The 25,422-nt window shown below is 61.1% G+C and carries 20 protein-coding genes; 16 read left to right on the forward strand and 4 right to left on the reverse strand.

What is annotated here, in order from left to right; translation table 11 throughout:
• The first annotated feature begins 9 nt into the window (after positions 1 to 9).
• From PSJE_RS12425 to PSJE_RS12465, 9 genes are all read left to right on the forward strand, one after another.
• Entirely contained in the window at positions 10 to 1,458 is a 1,449-nt protein-coding gene (locus PSJE_RS12425) for an alginate O-acetyltransferase (RefSeq protein ID WP_090457586.1), read from the forward strand.
• Between the two features lie 8 nt (positions 1,459 to 1,466).
• Positions 1,467 to 2,591: a mannuronate-specific alginate lyase gene (locus tag PSJE_RS12430; RefSeq protein WP_057713382.1), complete on the forward strand. Its 1,125-nt coding sequence runs from the start codon at positions 1,467 to 1,469 to the stop codon at positions 2,589 to 2,591.
• Positions 2,592 to 2,804: 213 nt separating this feature from the next.
• Positions 2,805 to 4,370 (forward strand): MBOAT family O-acyltransferase, encoded by a 1,566-nt coding sequence (locus PSJE_RS12435; protein WP_090457588.1) that lies wholly within the window; start codon positions 2,805 to 2,807, stop codon positions 4,368 to 4,370.
• An 11-nt stretch (positions 4,371 to 4,381) separates the two neighbouring features.
• Positions 4,382 to 5,557: an alginate O-acetyltransferase gene (locus tag PSJE_RS12440; RefSeq protein ID WP_057713380.1), complete on the forward strand. Its 1,176-nt coding sequence runs from the start codon at positions 4,382 to 4,384 to the stop codon at positions 5,555 to 5,557.
• Between the two features lie 14 nt (positions 5,558 to 5,571).
• Positions 5,572 to 6,228, forward strand: a complete 657-nt coding sequence (locus PSJE_RS12445) for an alginate O-acetyltransferase AlgF (RefSeq protein ID WP_057713379.1) — start codon at positions 5,572 to 5,574, stop codon at positions 6,226 to 6,228.
• Positions 6,229 to 6,415: 187 nt separating this feature from the next.
• Positions 6,416 to 7,867, forward strand: coding sequence for a mannose-1-phosphate guanylyltransferase/mannose-6-phosphate isomerase (locus PSJE_RS12450; protein WP_090457590.1), 1,452 nt, complete (start codon positions 6,416 to 6,418; stop codon positions 7,865 to 7,867).
• A gap of 289 nt (positions 7,868 to 8,156) precedes the next feature.
• Positions 8,157 to 8,621, forward strand: a complete 465-nt coding sequence (locus PSJE_RS12455; RefSeq protein ID WP_057713377.1) for a hypothetical protein — start codon at positions 8,157 to 8,159, stop codon at positions 8,619 to 8,621.
• Between the two features lie 33 nt (positions 8,622 to 8,654).
• A complete protein-coding gene (locus PSJE_RS12460) occupies positions 8,655 to 9,479 on the forward strand; it encodes an SDR family oxidoreductase (protein WP_057713376.1) in 825 nt (274 codons plus the stop codon).
• A 144-nt stretch (positions 9,480 to 9,623) separates the two neighbouring features.
• Positions 9,624 to 10,013: a DUF4440 domain-containing protein gene (locus tag PSJE_RS12465; protein ID WP_090457988.1), complete on the forward strand. Its 390-nt coding sequence runs from the start codon at positions 9,624 to 9,626 to the stop codon at positions 10,011 to 10,013.
• A 115-nt stretch (positions 10,014 to 10,128) separates the two neighbouring features.
• On the opposite strand, the gene PSJE_RS12470 is transcribed toward PSJE_RS12465, so the two are convergent.
• The 4 genes from PSJE_RS12470 to PSJE_RS12485 are packed head-to-tail and all read right to left on the reverse strand — an operon-like array spanning position 10,129 to position 14,951.
• A complete protein-coding gene (locus PSJE_RS12470) occupies positions 10,129 to 10,992 on the reverse strand; it encodes an efflux RND transporter periplasmic adaptor subunit (RefSeq protein ID WP_090457592.1) in 864 nt (287 codons plus the stop codon).
• Positions 10,993 to 11,016: 24 nt separating this feature from the next.
• On the reverse strand, positions 11,017 to 11,217 hold the full coding sequence (locus PSJE_RS12475; RefSeq protein ID WP_090457594.1) for a DUF1656 domain-containing protein: 201 nt from the start codon (positions 11,215 to 11,217) through the stop codon (positions 11,017 to 11,019).
• Positions 11,207 to 13,399 carry an FUSC family protein gene (locus PSJE_RS12480; RefSeq protein WP_090457596.1) on the reverse strand — a complete coding sequence of 731 codons (2,193 nt, stop codon included), beginning with the start codon at positions 13,397 to 13,399 and terminating at the stop codon, positions 11,207 to 11,209. The genes PSJE_RS12475 and PSJE_RS12480 overlap by 11 nt, the downstream gene beginning before the upstream one ends.
• A 52-nt stretch (positions 13,400 to 13,451) precedes the next feature.
• Positions 13,452 to 14,951: an efflux transporter outer membrane subunit gene (locus tag PSJE_RS12485; protein WP_090457597.1), complete on the reverse strand. Its 1,500-nt coding sequence runs from the start codon at positions 14,949 to 14,951 to the stop codon at positions 13,452 to 13,454.
• A 268-nt stretch (positions 14,952 to 15,219) separates the two neighbouring features.
• Here PSJE_RS12485 and PSJE_RS12490 point away from each other — a divergent pair, with 268 nt between their 5' ends.
• The 7 genes from PSJE_RS12490 (at position 15,220) to PSJE_RS12525 (ending at position 25,406) form a co-directional block, all read left to right on the forward strand.
• Complete coding sequence (locus PSJE_RS12490) at positions 15,220 to 16,188, forward strand: LysR family transcriptional regulator (protein WP_090457599.1); 969 nt, start codon at positions 15,220 to 15,222, stop codon at positions 16,186 to 16,188.
• 702 nt (positions 16,189 to 16,890) lie between these two features.
• Positions 16,891 to 18,051 carry an efflux RND transporter periplasmic adaptor subunit gene (locus PSJE_RS12500; protein ID WP_090457603.1) on the forward strand — a complete coding sequence of 387 codons (1,161 nt, stop codon included), beginning with the start codon at positions 16,891 to 16,893 and terminating at the stop codon, positions 18,049 to 18,051.
• A complete protein-coding gene (locus PSJE_RS12505) occupies positions 18,048 to 21,149 on the forward strand; it encodes a multidrug efflux RND transporter permease subunit (protein WP_090457605.1) in 3,102 nt (1,033 codons plus the stop codon). The genes PSJE_RS12500 and PSJE_RS12505 overlap by 4 nt, the downstream gene beginning before the upstream one ends.
• A gap of 9 nt (positions 21,150 to 21,158) precedes the next feature.
• The gene (locus PSJE_RS12510; protein WP_056726212.1) at positions 21,159 to 21,836 is read left to right on the forward strand and encodes a heavy metal response regulator transcription factor; all 678 of its coding nucleotides are present in this window, start codon (positions 21,159 to 21,161) and stop codon (positions 21,834 to 21,836) included.
• Positions 21,826 to 23,190, forward strand: coding sequence for a heavy metal sensor histidine kinase (locus PSJE_RS12515; RefSeq protein WP_090457607.1), 1,365 nt, complete (start codon positions 21,826 to 21,828; stop codon positions 23,188 to 23,190). Before PSJE_RS12510 ends, PSJE_RS12515 begins: the two co-directional genes overlap by 11 nt.
• Positions 23,191 to 23,436: 246 nt before the next feature.
• Entirely contained in the window at positions 23,437 to 23,661 is a 225-nt protein-coding gene (locus PSJE_RS12520; protein ID WP_057713368.1) for a hypothetical protein, read from the forward strand.
• Between the two features lie 242 nt (positions 23,662 to 23,903).
• Positions 23,904 to 25,406, forward strand: a complete 1,503-nt coding sequence (locus PSJE_RS12525) for a sensor domain-containing diguanylate cyclase (protein WP_090457609.1) — start codon at positions 23,904 to 23,906, stop codon at positions 25,404 to 25,406.
• Positions 25,407 to 25,422: the final 16 nt, after the last annotated feature.

Consider the following 25,422-nt stretch of genomic DNA (forward strand, 5'->3'; position numbering starts at 1 on the left):
GATAATCTTATGCACCCACACTTGATCAAATTACTCAGCCTGTCGGCCCTGACCGCCGGCATTCTCGCCGCCAGCGGTGGTGCTCGCGCCGATGAGGTCAAAGCGCCTAGCTTCACCGCAGAACCGTGCTGCAGCCTGTGCCCGGCCGCCCACGATGCGAAGAACTACACCACCCGTTATCAGCAGAACTTCACCACCCTGGTACAGGCCCAGGGCGACTGGCTGTTCCGGACCCAGGAAGACCTGCGCACCGAATTCGACACCACGCCCGCCGGCTACAAACGCATGAAACAACTGCACGATGCGTTCAAGAGCAAAGGTGTGGAACTGGTCATCGTGTACCAGCCGACCCGTGGCCTGGTGAACCGCAACAAACTCAACCCGGCGGAGAAAGCCAGCTTCGACTTCGACAAGGCGCTGCAGAACTACAAGTCCATGCTCGGTCGTTTCGCGCAGATGGGCTATGTCGTCCCGGACCTTTCGCCGCTGACCAACGAGTCGTTGCCCGACACCCTGCCAGCCCACGATTTCTACTTCCGTGGCGACCAGCACTGGACGCCGTACGGTGCCCAGCGCACGGCGAAAATCGTCGCCGAGAAAGTCAAACAGTTGCCTGAATTCGCCGACATTCCCAAGCGCGAATTCGAGACCAAAAAGTCGGGTCGCATGGGCAAGACCGGAACATTGCACAACATGGCCGGTCAACTCTGTGGCACCAGCTACGCGATCCAGTACATGGATCAGTTCACCACCGAGCCGAAGGGCGAAGCGGGCGATGGCGATCTGTTCGGCGATTCCGGCAATCCGGAAATCACCCTGGTCGGTACCTCCCACAGCGGCAAGAACTACAACTTCGCCGGTTTCCTCGAAGAGGCCATCGGCGCCGACATTCTCAACGTGGCGTTCCCCGGCGGCGGCCTGGAAGGTTCGATGCTGCAGTACCTGGGCAGCGACGAGTTCCAGAAGAACCCGCCGAAGATTCTCATCTGGGAATTCTCGCCGCTGTATCGCCTCGACCAGGAAACCATCTACCGCCAGATGATGGCGCTGCTGGACAACGGTTGCGAAGGCAAGGATGCACAGATGTCCGGCAGCACCACCCTGAAGCCGGGCAAGAATGAACTGATGGTCAACAGCAAAAACCTGAACCTGCAAAACGGCAGTCACCAGGTCGACATCCGCTTCGCCGACACCTCGGTGAAAACCCTGCAAGCCACCCTCTGGTACATGAACGGACGCCACGAGGACATCAAGATCGAAAAACCGGAAACCTCCGATACCGACGGGCGTTTCGCCTTCGAGTTGCGTACGGACGAAGACTGGGCCACGCAGAATCTGCTGGCCGTCGAAATCCAGGGGCCTGAAAACGCCACCACGCCACAGAAAGTCGAAGCGAAAATCTGCAAACGCAACGTATTCCCGAGCGCCGAACAGCGTACTGCTTCGGTCGGGCAATGAGGTCTGCTATGCGAAATCCGATACTTTCAAAATTGTTGGCACCCACCCTGTTAAGCCTGGCGATGTTCGCCGGTGCAGCGCAGGCTGCGGCGCCACTGCGCCCGCCGCAGGGATACTTCGCGCCGATTGAAAAAATCAAAACCGGCGACAAGAGCGAAGGCTGCGATGCGATGCCGACGCCGTACACCGGCTCGCTGCAATTTCGCAGCAAATACGAAGGTTCGGACAAGGCCCGCGCGACCCTGAACGAGCAGTCGGAAAAAGCCTTCCGCGAAAGCACCGCCGACATCACCAAGATCGAGCGAGGCATCAGTAAGCGCGTGATGCAGTTCATGCGTGACGGCCGCCCGGAACAACTGGAGTGCACGCTGACCTGGTTGACCGCCTGGGCCAAGGCCGATGCGCTGATGTCCAAGGACTTCAATCACACCGGCAAGTCCATGCGCAAATGGGCGTTGGGCAGCATGGCGTCGTCGTACATTCGCCTGAAATTCTCCGACTCCCGTCCGCTGGCCAACCATCAGCAAGAGTCGCAGCTGATCGAAGCCTGGTTCAGCAAGATGGCCGACCAGGTGGTCAGCGACTGGGACAACCTGCCGCTCGACCAGACCAACAACCACTCGTACTGGGCCGCCTGGTCGGTGATGGCCACGTCCGTCGCCACCAACCGTCGCGACCTGTTCGACTGGGCAGTGAAGGAATACAAGGTCGGCGCCAACCAGGTCGACGCCGACGGCTACCTGCCCAACGAACTCAAGCGTCAGCAACGGGCCCTGGCCTACCACAACTACGCCCTGCCGCCGCTGGCGATGATCGCCAGTTTCGCCCAGGTCAACGGTGTGGATTTGCGCCAGGAAAACAACGGCGCATTGAAACGCCTGGGTGATCGCGTGCTCGCCGGGGTGAATGACCCGGATGAGTTCGAGGAAAAGAACGGCAAGGAACAGGACATGACCGACTTGAAGGTCGACTCGAAATTCGCCTGGCTCGAACCGTTCTGCTCGCTCTACACCTGCTCGCCCGAGGTGCTGGCGAAGAAGCACAAGATGCAACCGTTCAAGACCTTCCGCCTCGGCGGTGACCTGACCAAGGTCTACGACCCGGCCAATGAAAAGGGCAGCAAGGGTTCTTGAAGACAGACACAAAACCTGTGGGAGCGAGCTTGCTCGCGATAGCGGTCTGACATTCAACATCGATGTCGACTGACACTCCCTCATCGCGAGCAAGCTCGCTCCCACAGGGTCGGTGTCGAAAGTGAGTTTTGTGAGTTAGCCCCCCGGATTTCCGTGGGGGGTTTGGGGGGGCCGTTGGCCCTTGACTGTTGGTTCAAACAAGGAGAGATCGGGATGGTTTTTTCGTCCAACGTGTTCCTGTTTTTATTCTTGCCGATCTTCCTCGGCTTGTACTATCTGAGCGGGCAACGCTATCGCAATTTGCTGCTGCTGATTGCCAGTTACGTGTTCTACGCCTGGTGGCGTGTGGACTTCCTCGCGCTGTTCGCCGGCGTTACGCTGTGGAACTACTGGATCGGCCTGAAAGTCGGTGCCGCCGGGGTCAGGACCAAACCGGCGCAGCGCTGGCTGCTGCTCGGCGTGGCTGTCGACCTGTGCATCCTCGGCTACTTCAAGTACGCCAACTTCGGCGTCGACAGCATCAACGCAATGATGACGTCGGTGGGCCTGGAACCCTTCATCCTGACCCACGTGCTGCTGCCGATCGGGATCTCGTTCTACGTCTTCGAGTCCATCAGCTACATCATCGACGTCTACCGTGGCGACACCCCGGCGACCCGCAACCTGATCGACTTCGCAGCGTTCGTGGCGATCTTCCCGCACTTGATCGCAGGCCCCGTGTTGCGTTTCCGTGACCTGGCCGACCAGTTCAACAACCGCACCCACACCCTCGACAAGTTCTCCGAGGGCTGCACGCGGTTCATGCAGGGTTTCATCAAGAAAGTCTTCATCGCCGACACCCTGGCGGTGGTGGCCGACCACTGCTTTGCCCTGCAAAACCCGACCACGGGCGATGCCTGGCTCGGCGCCCTGGCGTATACCGCGCAGTTGTATTTCGACTTCTCCGGTTACAGCGACATGGCCATCGGCCTGGGCTTGATGATGGGTTTCCGCTTCATGGAAAACTTCAAGCAGCCGTACATCAGCCAGTCGATCACCGAGTTCTGGCGGCGCTGGCACATCAGCCTGTCGACCTGGCTGCGTGACTACCTGTACATCACCCTCGGCGGTAACCGCAAAGGCACGCTGATGACCTATCGCAACCTGTTCCTGACCATGCTGCTTGGTGGTCTGTGGCACGGCGCGAACATCACCTACATCGTCTGGGGTGCGTGGCACGGCATGTGGCTGGCGATTGAAAAAGCCATCGGCCTGAACACCTCGCCACGCAGTTTCAACCCGATCCGCTGGGCACTGACCTTCCTGCTGGTGGTGATGGGCTGGGTGATCTTCCGCGCGGAAAACCTGCACGTCGCCGGGCGCATGTACGGCGCGATGTTCAGCTTCGGCGACTGGTCGCTGTCGGAACTCAACCAGGCCAGCCTCACCGGTCTGCAAGTGGCGACCCTGATCGTGGCCTACGTGACCCTGGCGTTCTTCGGCCTGCGCGACTTCTACACCAACCAGCCTCCGGTCAAGACCAAGCCTGCCGTGAGCGTCGACACCGACGGCCCGGCCGCTACGACACCGGGAACGATCAAGGCCGTGCCTGGGGATAACCCGGCGAGCATCCACCAGCCAGGCTACACCGTCGGCGTCGAAGCCCAGGTGCAACCGGCCTACTGGACCGCTGACTGGTCGCGTTACGTGATGCGTGCGCTGGTGCTGCTGCTGTTCATTGCCTCGATTCTCAAACTCTCGGCGCAGAGCTTCTCGCCGTTCCTTTACTTCCAGTTCTGAGGGATCTGACCATGACCCGCTCATTACGCATCTTCTACATCGCGCTGTTCCTGGTGACCTTGCTGGTGCTCGGTCTGTGGTCGGTGCGCAGCTTCTTCGGCTTCAGCACCAACGCCGATGCGACTGTGCTCAACGGCCGCTGGAGCAAAGCCGTGGAAACGCACTACGACGACGAGTTCCCGATCAAACGCCTGGGCACCAACCTCTGGGCCGCGCTGGATTTCAAACTGTTCAACGAAGGTCGTCCGGGCGTGGTGCTCGGTCGCGACCAGTGGTTGTACAGCGATGAAGAATTCCACCCGGTAGTCAACGAAGAGCTGAACCTGCAAGGCAACTACGCGCTGGTCGAAGGCGTACGCCAGACCTTGAAGGAAAAAGGCGTGCAACTGGTGATGGCGGTGGTGCCGGCCAAGGTGCGCCTGTACCCGGAACACCTCGGTGAAGTGAAACCGGCGAGCATCCACGCCAACCTCTACAAGGACTTCCACCAGCGCCTGGCCGCCGACCGTATTCCGGCCCCTGACCTGCTCGGCCCCCTGCAACAGGCCAAGCAGAATGGCCAGCAAGTGTTCCTGCGCACCGACACCCACTGGACGCCGCAAGGTGCCGAGATCGCCGCCAACCGTCTGGCCAGGACCATTGCCGACAAGTACCCGCTGAGCGGCGAGCCCCAGCGTTTCGTCACTGAACCTGCCGAAACCATTACGCACAAGGGCGACCTGCGTCTGTTCCTGCCACTGGACCCGCTGTTCGAAAACCTGATGCCTAAACAGGAGCAATTGCAGAAGCGCAATACGGTCGTGGCTGAAGATCAATCCGCCGGTGATGACGCGCTGTTCGCCAACACCGAAGTGCCGGTGGCCCTGATCGGCACCAGCTACAGCGCCAACCCCAACTGGAACTTCGTCGGTGCGCTCAAGCAAGCGCTGAACAGCGACGTGGTCAATTACGCCGAAGACGGCCACGGCCCGATTCTGCCGATGCTCAGCTACCTCAAGAGCGACGCCTTCAAGAACAGCCCGCCACAGGTGCTGATCTGGGAGTTCCCTGAACGATATCTGCCCGTGAACAACGAAATCGGCGACGCCGACCCGCAGTGGGTCGCAGAGCTTAAACAAGCCGGCGCCCGCCAACAAAACGTAGCTGCAAACACTAAATCCGAGACGCCCGACCGGGCGCAAAACTGAAAGAGAGGTACACCATGACTTTCACTACAACTCCTCGTCGTCTCGCTAAAAGCTTTGCCCTGGTTGCCGGCCTCAGCGTGCTGTCGGTACAGGCTTTCGCCGCAGGCGACGCCGCCCTGTACGGCCCGACCGCACCGAAAGGCTCGACCTTCGTGCGTATCTACAACGCCGGCAACGCCGAAGTCAGCGCCACCGTCGGCAGCACCAACCTGAGCGACGTCGCGCCACTGTCCAGCACTGACTTCAGCTTCATGCCGGGCGGCGACTACAGCGCCAAGGTTGGCAGCCAGACCCTGCCGGTAAAACTGGCCGGCGACCACTATTACACCCTGGTCAACAACGCCAGCGGCGCCCCGCAACTGATCGAAGAGCCGCCGTTCAAGAACAAACAGAAGTCCCTGGTACGCGTGCAAAACCTCAGCGACAAGGCGCTGACCTTGAAGACCGCCGACGGTAAGACCGACGTGGTCCCGAACGTTGCACCCAAGGGTCGCGGCGAGCGTGAAATCAACCCGGTCAAGGTCAGCCTGGCCTTGTACGACGGCACCACCAAAGTCGGCGACGTGAAACCGGTCGCCCTGGAACGCGGTGAAGCCGCGGTGCTGTACGTCACCGGCAGCGGCAGCAGCCTGTCGCCGGTCTGGGTGAAACGCCCGGTGTCGACGCGCTAATACATTCGTCTGGCTTGACCCAATCCCTGTGGGAGCGGGCTTGCCCGCGATGAGGCCCTTGAGACCGCCATCGCAGGCAAGCCAGCTCCCACAAGGACCGAGGCGTCAATCCGGACACGGAACAAAAACAAGAGTGAAACGACAGAACGCAGTAGCTCTAACCAATCGATTTTCAAGGAGTAAAAACATGATTCCGGTGATCTTGTCAGGTGGTAGTGGCTCACGTCTTTGGCCGCTTTCCCGTAAGCAATTCCCCAAGCAGTTCCTGGCCCTGACCGGCGAACACACCCTGTTCCAGCAAACCCTGGAACGCCTGGTGTTCGAAGGCATGGATTCGCCAATCGTGGTCTGCAACAAGGACCACCGCTTCATCGTCAACGAGCAGTTGGCCGCGCGCAAGCTGGAAACCCAGCGCATCCTGATGGAACCGTTCGGTCGCAACACCGCGCCGGCCGTGGCCCTGACCGCGTTGATGCTGGTCAATGAAGGTCGCGACGAGCTGATGCTGGTGCTGCCGGCGGACCACGTGCTGGAAGACCAGAAAGCCCTGCAACGCGCCCTGGCCCTGGCCACCGTCGCCGCAGAAAACGGTGAAATGGTGCTGTTCGGCGTGCCGGCCACCAAGCCGGAAACCGGTTATGGCTACATCAAGTCGACCAACGACTCGCTGCTGCCTGAAGGCGTCAGCCGCGTCTCGCACTTCGTCGAAAAGCCCGATGTGAAGCGCGCCACCGAGTTCGTCCAGTCCGGTGGTTACTTCTGGAACAGCGGCATGTTCCTGTTCCGCGCCAGCCGCTTCCTTGAAGAGCTGAAGAAGCACGATCCGGACATCTACGACACTTGCGTGCTGACCCTGGAGCGCAGCCACCAGGATGCCGACACCATCACCTTCGACGAAGCCACCTTCGCGTGCTGCCCGGACAATTCCATCGACTACTCGGTGATGGAAAAAACCCAACGCGCCTGCGTCGTGCCGCTGACCGCGGGCTGGAGCGATGTCGGCTGCTGGTCGTCGCTGTGGGAAGTCAATGCAAAAGACGCCAACGGCAACGTCACCAAAGGCGACGTGGTGATCCAGGACAGCCGCAACTGCATGATCCACGGCAACGGCAAGCTCGTGTCGGTGATCGGCCTGGAAAACATCGTCGTGGTCGAAACCAAGGACGCCATGATGATCGCCCACAAGGACAAGGTCCAAGGCGTGAAGCAGATGGTCAACACCCTCAACGAACAGGGCCGCAGCGAAACCCAGAACCACTGCGAGGTCTACCGTCCGTGGGGCTCCTACGACTCGGTGGACATGGGCGGCCGCTTCCAGGTCAAGCACATCTCGGTCAAACCGGGGGCTTGCCTGTCCCTGCAGATGCACCACCACCGCGCCGAGCACTGGATCGTGGTCAGCGGCACCGCCGAGGTGACCTGTGACGAGAACGTGTTCCTGCTGACCGAGAACCAGTCGACCTACATTCCGATCGCTTCGGTTCACCGTTTGCGCAACCCGGGCAAGATTCCGTTGGAGATCATCGAAGTTCAATCGGGCAGCTACCTGGGCGAAGACGATATCGAGCGGTTTGAAGATATCTACGGGCGCTCGACGCCGGTTGAGCGTGGCGTGTCGGTGAAAACCATCGCGCAGTAACGTTCAGTAAAACAGAAGCCCCCATCCAGCCTGCTGCGTTCCCTATCCGCAGCAGGCTGGGCGGGGGCTTTTTTTGTACTGAGTTTTTGTAGTGCCTTGCCTGGCCCCATCGCGAGCAAGCTCGCTCCCACAGGGTGTTGGGTTGATCACGGATTTTGTGCTCGGCTCGGTACACTGTGGGAGCGAGCTTGCTCGCGATGGGGCCAGTCGGCACACCACCGAATCGCCCATCGCCAACCCCACCTGCGCTTAGGTAGGATGACCCTCTCTATTCCCGAGATTTCACGTCATGTTCATCGGCGTCCTGCTGGTCATCACCTGGCTGATCCTGTTGCTGCGCTATCCGGCCAAGGCCTTGCCCGTTTCCGTGGCCGCCGCCGTGGGGCTGGGCATCGTCGCCACCTGGGTCATCTGGATGGACCACCACGAACTCAAGCAACTGCAACGCCTGGAGTTGCGCATCAGTTACGCACCGCAGCAGTGTCCCGCCGACCGCCCATTGCAATTGACCCTGAACAACGGCAATGACGTGCCGCTCACTGAGTTGCGCTGGCGGGTCGCGGCTTATGCACCGGGCGATACGGTGAACCTGGCCGACAATCAATACACCGCCCCGCGCTATCGTGGCCCTGGTGAACTGCAGGCCGGTGGCAACTGGGAAGACTGTTTGCCGCTACCGCCACTGCGCCCTGGCTACCGTCCGGAAACCCTGGAGTTTCGCGCCGAGCGATTGCAGGGTAGCTTTTCCGACTGATCCCTCCCCCCCTTTTTGCACAAGGAATGCGCCATGCCCGTTGCGTTGATTACCGGTTGCTCCAGCGGCATTGGCCGCGCCCTTGCCGACGCGTTCAAAGTCGCCGGCTATGAAGTCTGGGCCAGTGCGCGCAAGACCGAAGATGTTGCCATGCTGAGCGCTGCCGGATTTACCGCCGTGCAACTTGACGTAAACGACGGTGTTGCCCTCGAGCAGTTGAGCGAACGCATCAACCAGGAGCGCGGTGGTCTCGACGTGCTGATCAACAACGCAGGTTATGGCGCCATGGGACCGCTGCTCGATGGTGGCGTACCAGCCATGCAGCGCCAGTTCGAAACCAATGTGTTCGCCATCGTCGGCGTCACTCGCGCGATGTTTCCCGTGCTGCGCCGGACCAAAGGATTGGTTGTGAATATCGGCAGCGTTTCAGGTGTGTTGGTCACGCCATTCGCCGGCGCCTACTGTGCCTCGAAAGCCGCCGTGCATGCCTTGAGCGATGCCTTGCGCATGGAACTGGCGCCGTTCGGTGTGCGGGTCATGGAAGTCCAGCCGGGAGCCATCGCTTCCAGTTTCGCCAGGAATGCCGGGCACGAAGCCGAGCAACTGATCAGCGAACAGTCGCCATGGTTTCCGCTGCGCGAAGGCATACGCGCCCGGGCCAAAGCCTCTCAGGACAACCCGACCCCGGCCAGTGAGTTTGCCGTCGGTTTGCTCAAGGCTGTGCAGCAGGACAAGCCACCGCGACTGATTCGCCTGGGCAATGGCAGCCGCGCGTTGCCGCTGCTGGCGGGTTTGTTGCCCAAGGGTTGGCTCGAGTCCGGGCTGATGAAGCGGTTCGGGCTGCGTGGGCAGCTCTGAGACCACGGTGCCCCTATCGCGAGCAAGCTCGCTCCCACAGGGATTGTGGGTATGAATGCCATCTATGCCCCCCAGATGCCCCCTGTGGGAGCGAGCTTGCTCGCGATGGCGCCGGAACAAACACCCCAGAATTCAGGTATCAACATGACCGACTACACCGAATATTCCGACGAAGTGATCCAGGCCCACGTGGCCATCGAACAATGGCTGGCCGAAGAACGTGACGCGTGCGAACTCGAAAAACTGCTGACACGTTTTTCGCCGCAGTTCTCCATGGTCTCGCCGCTCGGCCGGGTGCTGGATTTTGACGCGCTGAACGAATTGTTCTCGCTGGCGGGCGGCAAGAAGCTCGGGTTCCGCATCGAGCTCAGTGAGTTGCGTGGTATTGCGTTGCATGACGGTGGCGCGACCGTGAGTTACCGCGAACAGCAGACCGATGCCACCGGACTGCACTCGGATCGTCGCTCGACCGTGGTGTTCGAGAAGGTGGAAGGCAAGATCCTTTGGCGGCATTTGCAGGAGACGTTTTGCTGATCAACTGTAGGAGCGAGCCTGCTCGCGATGGACGTCAACGATAACGCAGGCATTCAGAAAGCACGCGTCGCTCTCAGGTTTTTCGCGAGCAGGCTCGCTCCTACAGGGGAATGGGTTATGCCCCATCACCTTGCTTGACCACCACCGTACACGTAATCCCCGCCGCCAACAGCACCCCCTCCGGCAATTCATCGATGTGAATGCGCACCGGCACTCGTTGCGCCAGGCGTACCCAGTTGAAGGTCGGGTTGACGTCGGCGATCAGCTCGCGGCTTTCCGGGTTGTCGCGGTCGTAGATGCCACGCGAGATGCTTTCCACGTGGCCCTTGAGCACTTCGCCGCTCATCAGTTGCATGTCGGCTTTATCACCCACGCGCACGTGGGGCAGCTTGGTTTCTTCGAAGAAGCCGTAGACCCAGAACGAGTTCATGTCGACCACGGCCATTTTCGCCTCGCCGATGCGCGCGTAGTCGCCGCGATGCACGTTGAGGTTGGTCACGTAGCCGTCCACCGCCGCGCGCACTTCAGTGCGTTTCAGGTTGAGCTCGGCGGCTTCCAGTTGCGCCTGGGCCTGCTGGTAATCAGCCAGGGCCGAGTCGGCGAGGTTACTGGCGTCGTCACGGTTTTCCCGGGAGATCACCAGGTTGTCCATATCGGCGCGACGATGGGCGTTGACCTTGCGCATCTCCCAGGTCGCCTTGCGCGATGCCACCAGACTCTGTGCCTGTTTCACTGCGAGACGGTAGTGCTCGGGGTCGATCTGCATCAGCAAATCGCCCTTCTTCACCAGCTGGTTGTCGCGCACCGGCACGTCCACCACTTCGCCAGTGACGTCGGCGGCGACGTTGATGATATCGGCGCGCACGCGGCCGTCGCGGGTCCATGGCGTGTTCATGTAGTGCTCCCACAAGGAGCGGCCGATCCACAGCGCGAGAGCCAGCACCAGCAAGGTCGCGAGCAGGCTGAAAAACTTTTTCATCGGGGCATTCTCAGTGATAGAGAGTCAACGGTAGACAGTCAGCGCCAACGCGCCGAACAGACAGGTAAACAGGCTCAGGCGCAGCAACGCCGGATGCCAGAAAAAACGGTACAGGTCGAACCCGGACAGGAACCGGTCCAGCGCCCAGGAAAGCGCCGCGGCGATGAAAAACATCAGGGTCATGGTCGGCATGTACACGCCGTGGAAGGCGATTTCACGAGGCATGTTCAAGTCCTTGGGGCTGGCTGTTTGCGAAGGCGGCGAGCGGTGATTGCGGATCGAGCAGAGAGGTGCGGATGAAGTGCAGGTAGCTCTTCACCCGGCGCAACGCCGAGGTATCGAAGTGCGGGGCGAAGGGTTCGTCGGTGGACTGCACACGGCTGATCGCGTGATCGACGGCAATCAGCGCGCGTTCGAGATTGCTGCTGTTCGGTTGCAGGAACAGCCGCACCAGCGCACGCCCCATCACCCGGATCGCCTGGCGCCACGGCCGGGATTCGGCATAGGCCGGATGCACCGGCAAAATCGCCTGTTCCTTGCGCAACTCGATGATCGCGTGGCCGACTTCCAGCACTACGAACATCCAGCGCAGCAAGTCCCGCTGCACTTGCGGTTGGCCCGCCGCGAAGCCGTAGGCCTGATGCACCAGATCGCGGGTGCGGCTTTCGAAACTCGACGCCAATCCCTTGAGCTTGCCGCTGATGGCGTACACCACCTGGCCGCGCAAATCCTGCTCCAGCCGACGCCACAGCCAGCGGCTGTTGGGCGGCAGAATGATCGCCCCGGCCGCTGCACACACCAGCATGCCCAGCACCATGGCGATGTAGTCGTTGATGAAGGTGTAGGGGTTGTAGACCGTGAGGTTGTCCGGCACCGAACCGGTGCTGAAGAAGATCAGCAAACCCAGACCGACGCCGACGTATTGCGGCCGCGAAGTCAGGAACGAGCCCAGCACGATCACCGGCGCGAGCATCACGCACAGCAACGGAAATCCGTCGATCCACGGGAAAATGAAAAACATCTCGACGAAGCCGATCAGCGCCCCGAGCAATGTCCCGCACGCCATCTGAAACGCCATGCGTTTCGGGTTCGGGGTGGCGGCGGACAGGCCCACCGTCGCGGCGGCAATCAGGGTCATGGTCGCCCCGCTCGGCCAGGCGGTTGCCACCCAATAGCTGCCCAATACCGCCAGAATGAACGCTGCGCGAATTCCCGATGCTGCCGCTGCCATCCAGTTGGTTTGCGGGGTAAACGGCTCGTCCCAGCGCTCCCGTTCGTGACTGTGATCGGCCAGGGAGGCGTGGGTCTGTGCATAACCGTACAAGTCGTCGACGAAGCGATAGAGCAGCTCGTACGCGGTGTGGAAATCCAGTTGCTCGGCATCGCTCGGATCGCTCTGCTGGAACGCTGCCCGCAGACAGCGCACTCGCGCTGGCAAACCTTCCTTGTAGGCGCTCAGCACCATGACCAGACGCGCCGCATCGGCGCTGGTCAGGGCACGACCGCTGAAGCCGTCGAGCAACTCGGCGAGGTCCTGCAGACCCGGCTTGATGGCCGCCACCACGGTGTCCGCCGCGCTGCTGCGCAAGCGTTCGAGCAACTGGTGCAAGGCATTGAAGCGCGTGGTGATGCCCATGAACTCACTGTTCAGGCGACTGAGCCGGCCATTGCGCCGACGCATGTGCGGGTCTTCAAAAACAGTCACGCTGCGCAAGCCTTCCAGGCCCACGGCTTCGGCGATGAAACGCACGTTGCCGGCCTCGAACGCCTCCCGCTGACTGCGTCCGCGCAAGCCATCGGTGACGAACAGGGCGAACACGCCAAAGCGCTGATACAAGGCATTGCGCATCGCCGCGCTAGCCGATTGCGGCAGGATGGCGGCACTGATCAGGGTCGAACAGAGAATGCCCAACGAGATTTCCAGCACCCGCCAGACCGCCGCCATGAACGCCCCCTCCGGATGGGCCAGCGCGGGCAAGCCGACCATCGCCGCGGTGTATCCAGCGAGGACGAAACCGTAGGCGCGGAAGTTGCGGCAGCGGGCGGCGCCGGCCGTGCAGATACCGACCCAGATCGCCAGCGAACCGAGGAACAACTCAGTGTTCTGCGCAAACAGGGCGATCAGCGCGACCATCACCGCCGAACCGGCCAGGGTGCCGAGAAAACGATAGAAGCTCTTGGCGAACACCTGGCCGCTTTGCGGCTGCATGACAATGAACACGGTGATCATCGCCGTACGCGGTTGCGGCAGCTCCAGGCGCATGGCCAGCCATAACGCCAGGAATGCCGCGAACAGTACCTTGAAAATGTAGACCCAAGTCACGCCGTCGCTGCGTGCCCAGTCGAAGAAACCCCGGCGCCATTCCAGGGAGTACAGCCAGCGCAAAGGGGCGGGCAAGGGAGTCATGAAATCCTGCTCAATAAAAATAAGGTCAGACTCAGGACCTGTGGGTTCGTGTTCAACGCAAAAGGCTCGGGGTTTTCGGCACTTGAGTCTGTTCGGCGTTCGGCACGTCAATACCGGCACCGAGACCACCGCCCAACGCCGTCACCAGTTCGGCATGGGCACTGAGGCGCGCCGCCTGAACCTGCTGCTGCACTTGCTGCTGCTTGAACAACAAGGTCTGGGCATTGAGCACGTTGAGGTAGTCGGTCAGGCCACGCTGGAAGGCGATCATCGCGATGTCGTAGGTCTTCTGCGCAGTGGCCACCGACTCGGCGGCGAACGCCTGCTGTTTGTCCATGGACTCGCGGCGGATCAACTGGTCGGAGATGTTTTTCAGGGCGTTGACCAGGGTCTGGTTGTACTTGGCCACGGCGATGTCATAACCCGCCGAGGCTTCGCCCAACTCCGAGCGCAAGCGCCCGCCATCGAAGATCGGCAACGAAATCGCCGGCCCCACGCTGTAGTTGAGTTTCTTGCCGGTCAAGAACTCCATTGCCCCACCGCCGGTGGCCATGTTGCCAAGGCTGCCGACCAGATCGACGTTCGGGTAGAAACCGGCATGGGCGACATCGATACCCCGCGCCTGCGCCGCCACTTGCCAGCGGCTGGCGACCACGTCCGGGCGTTGACCGAGCAATTGTGCCGGCAGCGACGACGGCAGCTTCAATGGCGCACCCAGCGACAGCGTTGGCCGCAGCAACTGCGCGCCCTCCCCCGGGCCCTTGCCGGCGAGGGCGGCGAGCTGGTTGCGGCTCAGGGCGATTTCTTCATCGAGGGCATCGATCTGGCGATGGGTTTCCGGCAACGGTGTTTCAGCTTGGCTGACTTCGAAATGGGTGCCGATGCCACCGTCCAGACGCTTTTGCGCCAGTTCGAGAATCTGCTGTTGCTGCTTCAAGGTCGCTTCAACGATGTCCCGCTGGGCGTAGTGCAACGACAACTCGATGTAGACCCGGACGATGTTGTCCTGCAATTCGAGCTGGGCCTGACGAGCCTCGGCGACGGTCATGTGCGCCATGTCCACGGCGCGCTCGGTGGCATTGCTTTCGCGGCCCCAGAGGTCGAGGGCATAACTGAAACCCAGCGCGGCGTTATTGTCCCAGGTGGTGCTGTTGGCTAGCTCACCGGGGCCGTAGAACTGGTCGGTAGGCCAGTTGTGACGCTTGAGGGTGGACTCGCCATTGATCTGCAGCGATTCGGCCGCTTCGGCCACGCCGGCCATGGACCTGGCCTGACGCACCCGGGCGGCGGCCATGGCCAGGCTCGGGCTGCCTTGCAGGGCGAGGTCGATCCAGCGATTCAGTTGCGGGTCGCCGTAGGCTTGCCACCATTGTGCGGTGGGCCAGTGCGCATCTTGCGCGGCGCTCTGGATCGCTTCGTCGGTAGCCAGTGAGTTGGCTTCCAGCGCCTTGCCCTGTGGGGCAATACCTCCGGTTCCGATGCAGCCGCTGATTGCCAGGGTTAAAGCCAAAACACTGAGCGGCTGAAGCGCTCTGCTGATGCGACGCGGCACTGCTGCGATTTCCTGAAATAGGGGGAGGTACACGTTTTTTGGAAACAGCGCCGCATTTGTGGGAGCGAGCTTGCTCGCTCCCACAGGTTGTGCGGCTGGGGCCGTGCCCCCGGTTTGCCAAGTTGCGCAATTCTATGGGGCGGCCTGAAGGGCGATAAGCTGGGATTCCTGTGAATCTTTGTTACCGTTAACGAGATAATCCTTAAGTCTGGGGTCTCAGACTCTGAAACTTCGTGTCACAATTTGCCATCGCACCCGAGAGCCCCCCATGGACACTTTGCAAAACATGCGCGCCTTCAGTTACGTGGCCGAAGCCGGCAGCTTCACCGCCGCCGCCGTGCAACTGGACACCACCACGGCCAACGTCTCGCGCGCGGTCTCCAACCTGGAAGCCCACCTGCAAACCCGCCTGCTCAACCGAACGACCCGCCGCATCGCCCTGACCGAAGCCGGCAAGCGCTACCTGTTGCGCTGCGAACAGATCCTGGCCTACGTTGAAGAAGCCGAAGCCGAGGCCAGCGACGCCCACGCACGCCCGGCCGGGCAACTGAAAGTGCACACCATGACCGGCATCGGCCAGCACTTCGTGATCGACGCCATCGCCCGCTACCGCAAGACCCACCCGGACGTGACCTTCGACCTGACCATGGCCAACCGCGTGCCGGACCTGCTCGACGAGGGTTATGACGTGTCCATCGTCCTCGCCAGCGAACTGCCAGACTCGGGTTTCGTCTCCCAGCGCCTGGGCATCACCTACAGCATCGTTTGCGCCTCGCCGGCCTACGTCAAAGTCAACGGCTGCGCACAAAAACCCAGCGACCTGCTCAACCACGCCTGCCTGCGCCTGGTCAGCCCGGTGATTCCGCTGGAGAAATGGGCCTTCGACGGCCCTGATGGCCAGGAAATGGTCACCATCAACAGCTCACCCTTCCTGGTGAACTCCGCCGACGCGATGAAAACCGCGATCATCAGCGGCATGGGCGTTGGGGTGCTGCCGCTGTACGCCGCGATAGAAGGCCTGCGCAACGGCACACTGGTGCGCGTGATGCCCAACTACCGCTCCCAGGAACTGAACCTGTATGCGATCTACCCGTCGCGCCAGTACCTGGATGCGAAGATCAAGACCTGGGTCGAGTATTTGCGTGGATCGTTGCCAGAATTGCTGGCGGCGCATCAGGCGGAATTGGCGGCGTATGAATTGAGCGGGAGTCTGGGTGGGGTTCGGGTGGCGAATTGATGGATTCCCGAGCCCGGCTCATATCAGATTGATCCCTTGTGGGAGCGAGCCTGTTCACGATGGCGTACTCACATTCAAATCTCTGTGAGCAGATACACCGCTTTCGCGAGCAGGCTCGCTCCCACAGTTGGATTTGCATCAATCTGCCAGAAATTGGCCGGCTGTCAGGTCGCCTTCGCGAGCAAGCCCGCTCCCACATTTTGAATTATGCACGGTCAGGAAAATCAGGCCGGCCGGTAGGCCGCCTCGGCTGCTTTTGATCTGCCCGCCCCCTCGGGAGGCTGAGTGGAGGCATTCATCCGGGGATTGGCGCGCAGCGCCGTTCGACGCAGTCGAACTCATTGCATGTAGGTCGAAGCGAAGCCGACCGGAGGGCAATGCCCCCGGATGAATGCCGGAGCGAAGGAACGCCGAGCCCCAGCGAGGCGCCGGACGTTCGGGGCGAGCGCTTTTTTTGCTTACTTTTTTTGAGGCGCTTGTTAAAAAAAGTGAGTCGCCGTAAGGGCGAAACCATAAGTGGCCGTTACCGAAGAAACGGATATGTACACGGTCAACCAAGAACATGGTCGGCCCAAAGGCCGCCAAGTCCCCCCAAACTGACAGCGCCGTCAGTTAGCCGTCACCCTCCTGACCGGCAAACAGGTTTATAAAGGAAACTACCTTACCCACCTACCGACCACCCAGCCCCGGCGCCCCACTCGCATGCGAATCCAGAAAAAATCCGCCCTGCTCGTCGCCCTTCTGATCGTCCTGGCAGCGCTGGGCCTGTGGTACGCCACCAAACCGACCAAGGCCAAACTCGCCACCCCCACCGCCATCCCGGTGCGCGTGGTCGCCGTCGCCGAAAAAGACGTACCGCGCTACGTCAGCGGCATCGGTTCGGTACTGTCCCTGCACAGCGTCGTGGTCCGCCCGCAAATCGACGGCATCCTCACCAGATTGCTGGTCAAGGAAGGCCAACTGGTGAAAAAAGGCGACCTGCTGGCCACCATCGACGACCGGTCGATCCGCGCCAGCCTCGACCAGGCCCGGGCACAACTGGGCGAAAGCCAGGCGCAACTGCAAGTGGCGCTGGTCAACCTCAAGCGCTACAAGCTGTTGAGTGTCGACGATGGCGTGTCCAAGCAGACTTACGACCAGCAACAAGCCCTGGTCAACCAGCTCAAGGCCACCGCCCAAGGTAACCAGGCCTCGATTGACTCCGCCGAGGTACAGCTTTCCTACACACAAATTCGCTCCCCGGTCAGCGGTCGTGTCGGCATTCGTACCGTCGACGAAGGCAACTTCCTGCGCATGACCGACACCCAAGGCCTGTTCACCGTGACCCAGATCGACCCGATCGCTGTGGAATTCTCCCTGCCGCAGCAAATGCTGCCGACCCTGCAAGGCCTGATCAACGACCCACAGCACGCCCGGGTCAAGGCTTACATCGGGGCCGACACCGACGGCGAAACCGGCAACCTGCTCGGCGAAGGTCACCTGACCCTGATCGACAACCAGATCAACGCCAACACCGGCACCATCCGCGCCAAAGCCGAATTCGACAACGACGCACAGAAACTCTGGCCGGGCCTGCTGGTGACGGTAAAGATTCAGATAGCCCTGGATAAAGATGCGTTGGTGGTGCCGCCGACAGTCGTACAACGCGGCCTCGACCAGCACTTCGTGTACCGGGTCAATGGGGACAAGGTCGAAGCCGTGCAGGTACAGATGGTCTATCAAGGCAGCGGCCAGGACATCATCAAGGGTGTCAAGCCGGGTGATGTACTGGTCAGCGATGGTCAGTCGCGGCTCAAGCCCGGCGCTACTGTGCAAGTGCTGACCGAGCCACCTCAGGTGGTGCGATCGGAGGCGGCGCAATGAAGGGCCATGGTTCGATTTCAGCCTGGTGCATCGACCACCCGGTGGCCACGGTCCTGCTGACGTTCGCCCTGGTGCTGCTGGGTGTCATCGCGTTTCCGCGCCTGCCGGTAGCGCCGTTGCCGGAGGCAGAATTCCCGACCATCCAGGTGGCCGCGCAACTGCCCGGCGCCAGCCCGGAAACCATGGCTTCCTCGGTGGCCACGCCCCTTGAAGTGCAATTCAGTGCCATTCCCGGCGTAACCCAGATGACCTCGAGCAGTGCACTGGGCTCGACCAACCTGACCCTGCAATTCACCCTCGACAAGAGCATCGACACCGCCGCCCAGGAAGTGCAGGCGGCGATCAACACCGCCGCAGGCAAACTGCCCAAGGACATGCCGAACCTGCCGACCTGGCGCAAGGTCAACCCGGCCGACAGCCCGGTGCTGATCCTCAGCGTCAACTCCTCGCTGATGCCTGGCCCTGAGCTCAGCGACCTGACGGAAACCCTGTTGTCCCGTCAGCTCAGTCAGGTCGATGGTGTAGGCCAGGTCGTCATCACCGGTCAGCAGCGTCCGGCGATCCGTGTCCAGGTGTCCGCCGACAAACTCGCCGCCATCGGCCTGACCCTGGCGGACATTCGCCTGGCGATCCAGCAGACAAGCCTCAACCTGGCCAAAGGGGCGTTGTACGGCGAATCAAGCATTTCAACCCTGTCGACCAACGACCAGTTGTTCCACCCCGACGAATACAGCCAGTTGATCGTTTCCTACAAGGACGGTGCACCGGTTCACCTCAAGGATGTCGCGAAAGTCGTCAACGGTTCGGAAGATGCCTACGTTCAGGCGTGGGCGGGTTCGCAACCGGGCGTGAACCTTGTGATTTTCCGCCAGCCAGGCGCCAACATCGTCGAGACCGTGGATCGCATTCAGGCCGCGCTGCCGGCGCTGCAAGCGATGTTGCCCGCCTCGGTGCAGGTCAAGGTGTTGATCGACCGCACCCAGACCATCCGCGCCTCGCTGCACGAGGTGGAAATCACCTTGATGATCGCTGTGATGCTGGTGGTGGCGGTGATGGCGCTGTTCCTGCGCCAACTGTCGGCCACGCTGATCGTGTCGGCAGTGCTCGGTGTGTCGCTGATCGCCAGCTTTGCGCTGATGTACGTCATGGGCTTCAGCCTGAACAACCTCACGCTGGTGGCGATCGTGGTCGCCGTGGGCTTTGTGGTGGACGATGCGATCGTGGTGGTGGAGAACATTCACCGGCATCTGGAAGCCGGCGACGGCATGCGCGAGGCGGCGATCAAGGGCGCCGGCGAGATCGGTTTTACCGTGGTGTCGATCAGTTTCTCGCTGGTGGCGGCGTTCATTCCGCTGCTGTTCATGGGCGGTGTGGTCGGCCGGCTGTTCAAGGAATTCGCCCTGACCGCCACCTCCACCATCATGATTTCGGTGGTGGTTTCGCTGACGTTGGCACCGACCCTCGCTGCGCTGTTCATGCGCGCGCCCGTGCATCATGCCCACGACAAACCGGGCTTTGGCGAGCGTCTGCTGGCATGGTACGAAAAAGGCCTGCGCCACGCCCTCGCCCATCAGCGCTTGATGATCGGCGTGTTCTGCCTGTCACTGGGCCTGGCCGTTGCCGGGTACATTCTGATCCCGAAAGGTTTCTTCCCGATCCAGGACACCGGTTTCGTCCTCGGTACCACCGAAGCAGCTGCGGATATTTCCTACGGCGACATGGTGAAAAAACACCTAGCAATGGCGGAAATCGTCGCCGCCGACCCTGCGGTGGAAACGTTCTCGCACTCGGTCGGGGTTTCCGGCAGCAACCAGACCATCGCCAACGGCCGCTTCTGGATCACCCTGAAAAAACGCAGCGACCGCGATGTCTCGGCCAGTCAGTTCATTGACCGGATTCGCCCGCAACTGATGAAAGTCCCGGGTATCGTCCTGTACCTGCGTGCGGGGCAAGACATCAACCTCAGCTCCGGCCCGAGCCGCGCCCAGTACCAATACGTGCTCAAGAGCAACGACGGTGCGACCCTCAGTACCTGGACCCAACGCTTGACGGAAAAACTGCGCAGCAACCCGGCGTTCCGCGATATTTCCAACGACCTGCAACTGGGCGGCAGCATCACCCACATCAGCATCGACCGTAGCGCCGCTGCACGTTTCGGCCTCACCGCCAGTGACGTCGACGAAGCCCTGTACGATGCTTTCGGCCAGCGTCAGGTCAATGAATTCCAGACCCAGATCAACCAGTACAACGTGATCCTGGAACTGGATACAAAGCAGCGCGGCAAGGCCGAAAGCCTCAACTACTTCTACCTGCGCTCGCCCCTGAGCGGGGAAATGGTGCCGCTGTCGGCCCTGGCCAGGTTCGATGCGCCGACTGTCGGCCCGCTGTCCATCGCCCATGACGGGATGTTCCCCGCCGCCAACCTGTCGTTCAACCTGGCCCCCGGCGTGGCACTGGGCGATGCGGTGATCATGCTCAACCAGGCCAAGGCCGACATCGGCATGCCGACCGCCATCAGCGGTAATTTCCAGGGCGCGGCCCAGGCGTTCCAGAGCTCGCTGGCCAGCCAGCCATGGCTGATCCTTGCGGCGCTGTTGGCGGTGTACATCATTCTCGGCGTGCTCTACGAGAGCTTCGTGCACCCGCTGACGATCATTTCGACCTTGCCTTCGGCGGGCCTCGGCGCGGTGATCATGCTGTGGATTTGCGGCCAGGACTTTTCCATCATGGCGCTGATCGGGCTGGTGTTGCTGATCGGTATCGTCAAGAAGAACGGCATCCTGATGATCGACTTCGCCCTCGAAGCACAGCGCAATGGCGGAATGTCGCCCGAGGACGCAATTTTCAAGGCCTGCATCACACGATTCCGGCCGATCATCATGACCACCCTCGCCGCCCTGCTCGGCGCTCTGCCGTTGATGCTCGGCTATGGCACCGGTGCCGAGCTGCGCCAGCCCCTGGGGATCGCGGTGGTCGGCGGTTTGCTGGTGAGCCAGGCGCTGACGCTGTTCACCACACCGGTCATATACTTGTGGCTTGAGCGGCTATTCCATCGACCTAAACCTGCGCCAGAACCGGTGCTGGCGACCACAGACTGAGGCGGGGTCATGCGCGTTCTGATTATCGAAGACGAAGAAAAAACCGCGGACTATCTACATCGCGGCCTGACGGAACAGGGTTTCACCGTGGATCTGGCCCGCGATGGTGTGGAAGGTCTGCACCTTGCGCTAGAGAGCGACTACGCGGTGATCGTCCTCGACGTCATGCTACCGGGCCTCGACGGCTTCGGTGTGTTGCGCGCCCTGCGTGCGCGCAAGCAAACCCCGGTGATCATGCTCACCGCCCGCGAGCGTGTGGAAGACCGCATCAAGGGCTTGCGTGAAGGCGCCGATGACTATCTGGGCAAACCGTTTTCCTTCCTTGAACTGGTGGCACGCCTGCAAGCGCTGACCCGGCGCAGCGGCGGTCATGAACCGGTGCAAGTGAGCATCGCCGACCTGTGGATAGATTTGATCAGCCGCAAGGCCACCCGCGCCGGTACACGCCTGGACCTGACCGCCAAGGAGTTCTCGCTGCTCAGCGTACTGGCCCGGCGCCAGGGTGAAATCCTCTCGAAAACCGCCATTGCCGAGATGGTCTGGGACATCAATTTCGACAGCGACGCCAACGTCGTCGAAGTCGCGATCAAACGCCTGCGGGCCAAGCTCGACGGGCCGTTCGAAGAGAAACTGCTGCACACCATTCGTGGCATGGGTTATGTGCTGGAGAGCCGTGGTGTCCAGTAATTCCATCGCCCTGCGTCTGAGCGCAATGTTCACGCTGGTGGCGCTGCTGGTGTTCCTGCTGATCGGCTGGGCGCTGTACCAGCAGGTCGACAAAGGCCTGGGCCTGCTGCCAGAAGCCGAACTCGATGCGCGCTACAGCGTGCTCGAATCCACGGTCGGCCGTTACGGCACGCCTGAGCACTGGGTGAAGATCAACAACAAGCTCAACCTGCTGAGCGAAGAAGACAAGCGCATCAGTTTCTGGATCATCAGCGGCGATCCACACTACGAATACGGCAACCTGACCTCGCAGATCCGTGCCTTTGCCCAAGGCCCGCTGGGCACGCGCGACATGCATCTGCCGGAGCACCCGTATCCGCTGAAAGTGCTGGTCAGCGAGTTTCCGGCCAAGGACCAGCGCCCAGCGTTGCGCTTCATGATCGCCATCGACACCGAAACGTTTTTCCATACCCAGCATCACCTGCTGGTCGCGCTGATCAGCCTGGCGATTGTCGGTGTGCTGCTGGCCTCGGCACTGGGTTATTGGGTGGCGCGGATCGGGCTCAAGCCGCTGATCAAACTGTCCCAGGAAGCCCAGCGCCTGGCCCCGCCGTTGCGCTCGGGGCGCTTGCGATTGTCACCGTTGCCGCCGGAACTCGATCAATTCGTCAGCTCGTTCAACTCGACCCTGGAACGGGTCGAGCAAGCCTACTCGCGCCTTGAGTCATTCAACGCCGATGTCGCCCACGAACTGCGCTCGCCACTGACCAACCTGATCGGCCAGACCCAGGTCGCATTGACACGCGGGCGCTCCGCCGAGCATTACTTCGAAGTGCTGCAATCGAACCTCGAAGAGCTTGAGCGACTGCGTTCGATCATCAACGACATGCTGTTTCTCGCCAGCGCCGATCAGGGCAGCAAGGCGACCAAGCTCACCTCAACCTCGCTGGCCGACGAGGTGGCCACGACCCTGGAATATCTGGATTTCATTCTCGAAGACGCTCAGGTCCAGGTTGAGGTCAGTGGTGACGCGCAGGTGCGCATCGAGATCGCCCATCTGCGCCGGGCATTGATCAACTTGCTGAATAATGCGGTGCAGCACACCGCGCCCGGACAGGTGATTCAAGTGCGGATCGAAACCCAGGAGCATCAAGTCAGCATCGGCGTCGCCAACCCCGGTTCGCCGATTGCCAACGAACATCTGCCGCGCCTGTTCGAACGCTTCTACCGGGTCGATGCGTCGCGTAGCAACAGCGGCCACAATCACGGTCTGGGGCTGGCCATCGTCAAGGCAATTGCGTTGATGCATGGCGGCGATGTGTTCGTGCGCAGTGATCATGGGATGAATACCTTCGGCATACACCTTCCCGTCTGAAACCCTCTCCTTTGTGGGAGCGAGCTTGCTCGCGATGCAGGCGACTCGGTGCAACTTCTGAACCGAGGTGATGCTATCGCGAGCAAGCTCGCTCCCACATTGGATTGGGTTGAACACATATAAGCGGCCAATCAACTATTGCCATAACCGCAACAGTCCTTTCATGAATCCGCTCTTTTTCCCCTCGCCCCATATCCTTATCTTTGCCCGCACCAAACAGCACTTGCCAAGCAAGAAGGTTTTAAAATGTCCAACAGTATGGGTATTGCCAGCGCTTTCGTTTTGTCCTCTTTGTTCCTGTCGCCATTGGCGATGGCGGAAGAATCGCAGACTTTCGTCGCGCATAACGCCGCACGCGCTGCAACGTTCGAAGAGCATCAGATCGAGATGACGGCCAAGGCTGCTCAAGACTCCCAAGCCCCGCAGGCATCCAGCATCCAGGCCCAGCCACTGGCCGAGAAAGACAGCTGACCCGCACCGATCACACCCGTTTCCCTCGACACTTTTCATCGGCTCTTCCCTTTGAGAAGTTGTCTTCAAAGCCGCTGCTGTCAGCGGCTTTTTTTATAGTGGCGACTCGGCCTTCATTGCAATTTGCGCAACGAAAGTCACTGACGCCCACACCCAGGATCAATCGTTCGAGGGAACGATTCACTCGGCTGCTACGTTTATGCAACTACGCTTAGAGCGTCCCTTTAGCAGACGTCAGCCCTATGACCGCAAGCCGCACCGCACATTTTCAAGGCCCGACCGGGCGACCCGAGATCATGGTGATCTTCGGCAGTACCCTGACCGTCATCTCGATCCTGTGCATCGTCACTTTCCTGCTGATCCGCGAACACGCCTACGCCCAGCAGACCGCCACACGCAGCGCGACCACCATCGCGCAACTGATCGATGCCGATGTCCTGCGTACGGTCGAGCTCTATGACTTGACCTTGCAGGGCCTGATCGCCGCCGCCCAACGGGACGACCTTAAACAGGTTGCACCGCAGATCCGTCATCTGGTGCTGTTCGACCGCTCCACCACTGCGCGCTACAAGGGCGACATCCTGCTGCTGGACAAGCACGGCGACGTGCTGGCCGACTCATCATTGATCGAGCCGAAACCGGGCAACTTCGCTGACCGCGATTACTTCCTGGCCCATGCCTTCAATCGCGACACCGGCATGTTTATCAGCCGACCGTTCAAGCCACGCTGCGACTGCGATGACAGCGACGAATGGCGCATCAGTTTCAGCCGGCGCATTTCTTCGCCCACGGGTGAGTTTCTGGGGGTCGCGGTGGCGTCGATGCGCATGAGTTACTTCGACCAACTGTTCAACAGCCTCGACATCGGCAACGGCAGTACGCTGGGCATCATCAACGATGACGGGATCCTCCTGGCGCAGAAACCGTACCGGGAGCAAAACGCCATCGGCAAAAGCCTCTCCAGCCGTCCCAACGTCGTACGCATGCTGCGCGAGCGCAGTGGTACCTTTGAAAGCGTATCGAGTGTCGATCATCAACGGCGCCTGTACACCTTTACCCGGGTCGGCAATCTGCCGCTGACCGTCATCGTGGCCCTTTCCATCGACGAAGTGTTCGCCACCTGGAACCGCACGGCCTATGTGATCAGCGGTGCAACAGGGGTCTTGTGCATCGGCCTGTTGTGGCTGACCTGGCTGCTCTGCCGCGAGCTGCGACGGCGCCAAAGTGCCGAGCAGGAATTGGCGCAACTGGCGGCCACCGATGCCTTGACCGGCGTGGCCAACCGTCGATCCCTTGATCAGACCCTGCGCCATGAATGGTTTCGTGCGCAGCGCAGTGGCAGGCCGTTGTCGTTGCTGATGATCGATGCCGATCACTTCAAGGCCTTCAATGACCGGCACGGGCATCAGGCCGGCGACGAAGCCTTGCGGGCATTGGCCGAGGTCCTGCGCGCCAATGTCCATCGCCCGACGGATCTGGTGGCTCGCTATGGCGGCGAGGAGTTTTCGGTGATCCTGGCCGAAACTGACAGTGAAGGCGCGAAGCAGATCGCCGAGCACATCCGCGAGGCGGTGCAGAAACTGCCACTGGTGGACGTCGGTGAGCCGCCGATGAGTGTGAGTATCGGTATTGCCACTTGGACGGCGGCCAGCGATATCAACCTGGAGCAATTGCTGTTCAGTGCCGACAAGGCGCTGTATCAGGCCAAGGAAGGGGGGCGTAACCGGGTGGTGTGTGCCGAATAGGATTTTCATTGGATGG

It is taken from the genome of Pseudomonas jessenii (genome assembly GCF_002236115.1).
In the GTDB taxonomy this organism is placed as follows: Bacteria; Pseudomonadota; Gammaproteobacteria; order Pseudomonadales; family Pseudomonadaceae; genus Aquipseudomonas; species Aquipseudomonas jessenii.

What these genes read in the sequence shown, in the direction of transcription:
- PSJE_RS12445 (WP_057713379.1), top strand. Translation starts at nt 5,572, where the DNA reads ATGACTTTCACTACAACTCCTCGTCGTCTCGCTAAAAGCTTTGCCCTG.
- PSJE_RS12525 (WP_090457609.1), top strand. Translation starts at nt 23,904, where the DNA reads ATGACCGCAAGCCGCACCGCACATTTTCAAGGCCCGACCGGGCGACCC.
- PSJE_RS12510 (WP_056726212.1), top strand. Translation starts at nt 21,159, where the DNA reads ATGCGCGTTCTGATTATCGAAGACGAAGAAAAAACCGCGGACTATCTA.
- PSJE_RS12500 (WP_090457603.1), top strand. Translation starts at nt 16,891, where the DNA reads ATGCGAATCCAGAAAAAATCCGCCCTGCTCGTCGCCCTTCTGATCGTC.
- PSJE_RS12430 (WP_057713382.1), top strand. Translation starts at nt 1,467, where the DNA reads ATGCGAAATCCGATACTTTCAAAATTGTTGGCACCCACCCTGTTAAGC.
- PSJE_RS12470 (WP_090457592.1), bottom strand. Translation starts at nt 10,992, where the DNA reads ATGAAAAAGTTTTTCAGCCTGCTCGCGACCTTGCTGGTGCTGGCTCTC.
- PSJE_RS12465 (WP_090457988.1), top strand. Translation starts at nt 9,624, where the DNA reads ATGACCGACTACACCGAATATTCCGACGAAGTGATCCAGGCCCACGTG.
- PSJE_RS12455 (WP_057713377.1), top strand. Translation starts at nt 8,157, where the DNA reads ATGTTCATCGGCGTCCTGCTGGTCATCACCTGGCTGATCCTGTTGCTG.
- PSJE_RS12440 (WP_057713380.1), top strand. Translation starts at nt 4,382, where the DNA reads ATGACCCGCTCATTACGCATCTTCTACATCGCGCTGTTCCTGGTGACC.
- PSJE_RS12505 (WP_090457605.1), top strand. Translation starts at nt 18,048, where the DNA reads ATGAAGGGCCATGGTTCGATTTCAGCCTGGTGCATCGACCACCCGGTG.
- PSJE_RS12520 (WP_057713368.1), top strand. Translation starts at nt 23,437, where the DNA reads ATGTCCAACAGTATGGGTATTGCCAGCGCTTTCGTTTTGTCCTCTTTG.
- PSJE_RS12450 (WP_090457590.1), top strand. Translation starts at nt 6,416, where the DNA reads ATGATTCCGGTGATCTTGTCAGGTGGTAGTGGCTCACGTCTTTGGCCG.
- PSJE_RS12460 (WP_057713376.1), top strand. Translation starts at nt 8,655, where the DNA reads ATGCCCGTTGCGTTGATTACCGGTTGCTCCAGCGGCATTGGCCGCGCC.
- PSJE_RS12435 (WP_090457588.1), top strand. Translation starts at nt 2,805, where the DNA reads ATGGTTTTTTCGTCCAACGTGTTCCTGTTTTTATTCTTGCCGATCTTC.
- PSJE_RS12490 (WP_090457599.1), top strand. Translation starts at nt 15,220, where the DNA reads ATGGACACTTTGCAAAACATGCGCGCCTTCAGTTACGTGGCCGAAGCC.
- PSJE_RS12475 (WP_090457594.1), bottom strand. Translation starts at nt 11,217, where the DNA reads ATGCCTCGTGAAATCGCCTTCCACGGCGTGTACATGCCGACCATGACC.
- PSJE_RS12425 (WP_090457586.1), top strand. Translation starts at nt 10, where the DNA reads ATGCACCCACACTTGATCAAATTACTCAGCCTGTCGGCCCTGACCGCC.
- PSJE_RS12480 (WP_090457596.1), bottom strand. Translation starts at nt 13,399, where the DNA reads ATGACTCCCTTGCCCGCCCCTTTGCGCTGGCTGTACTCCCTGGAATGG.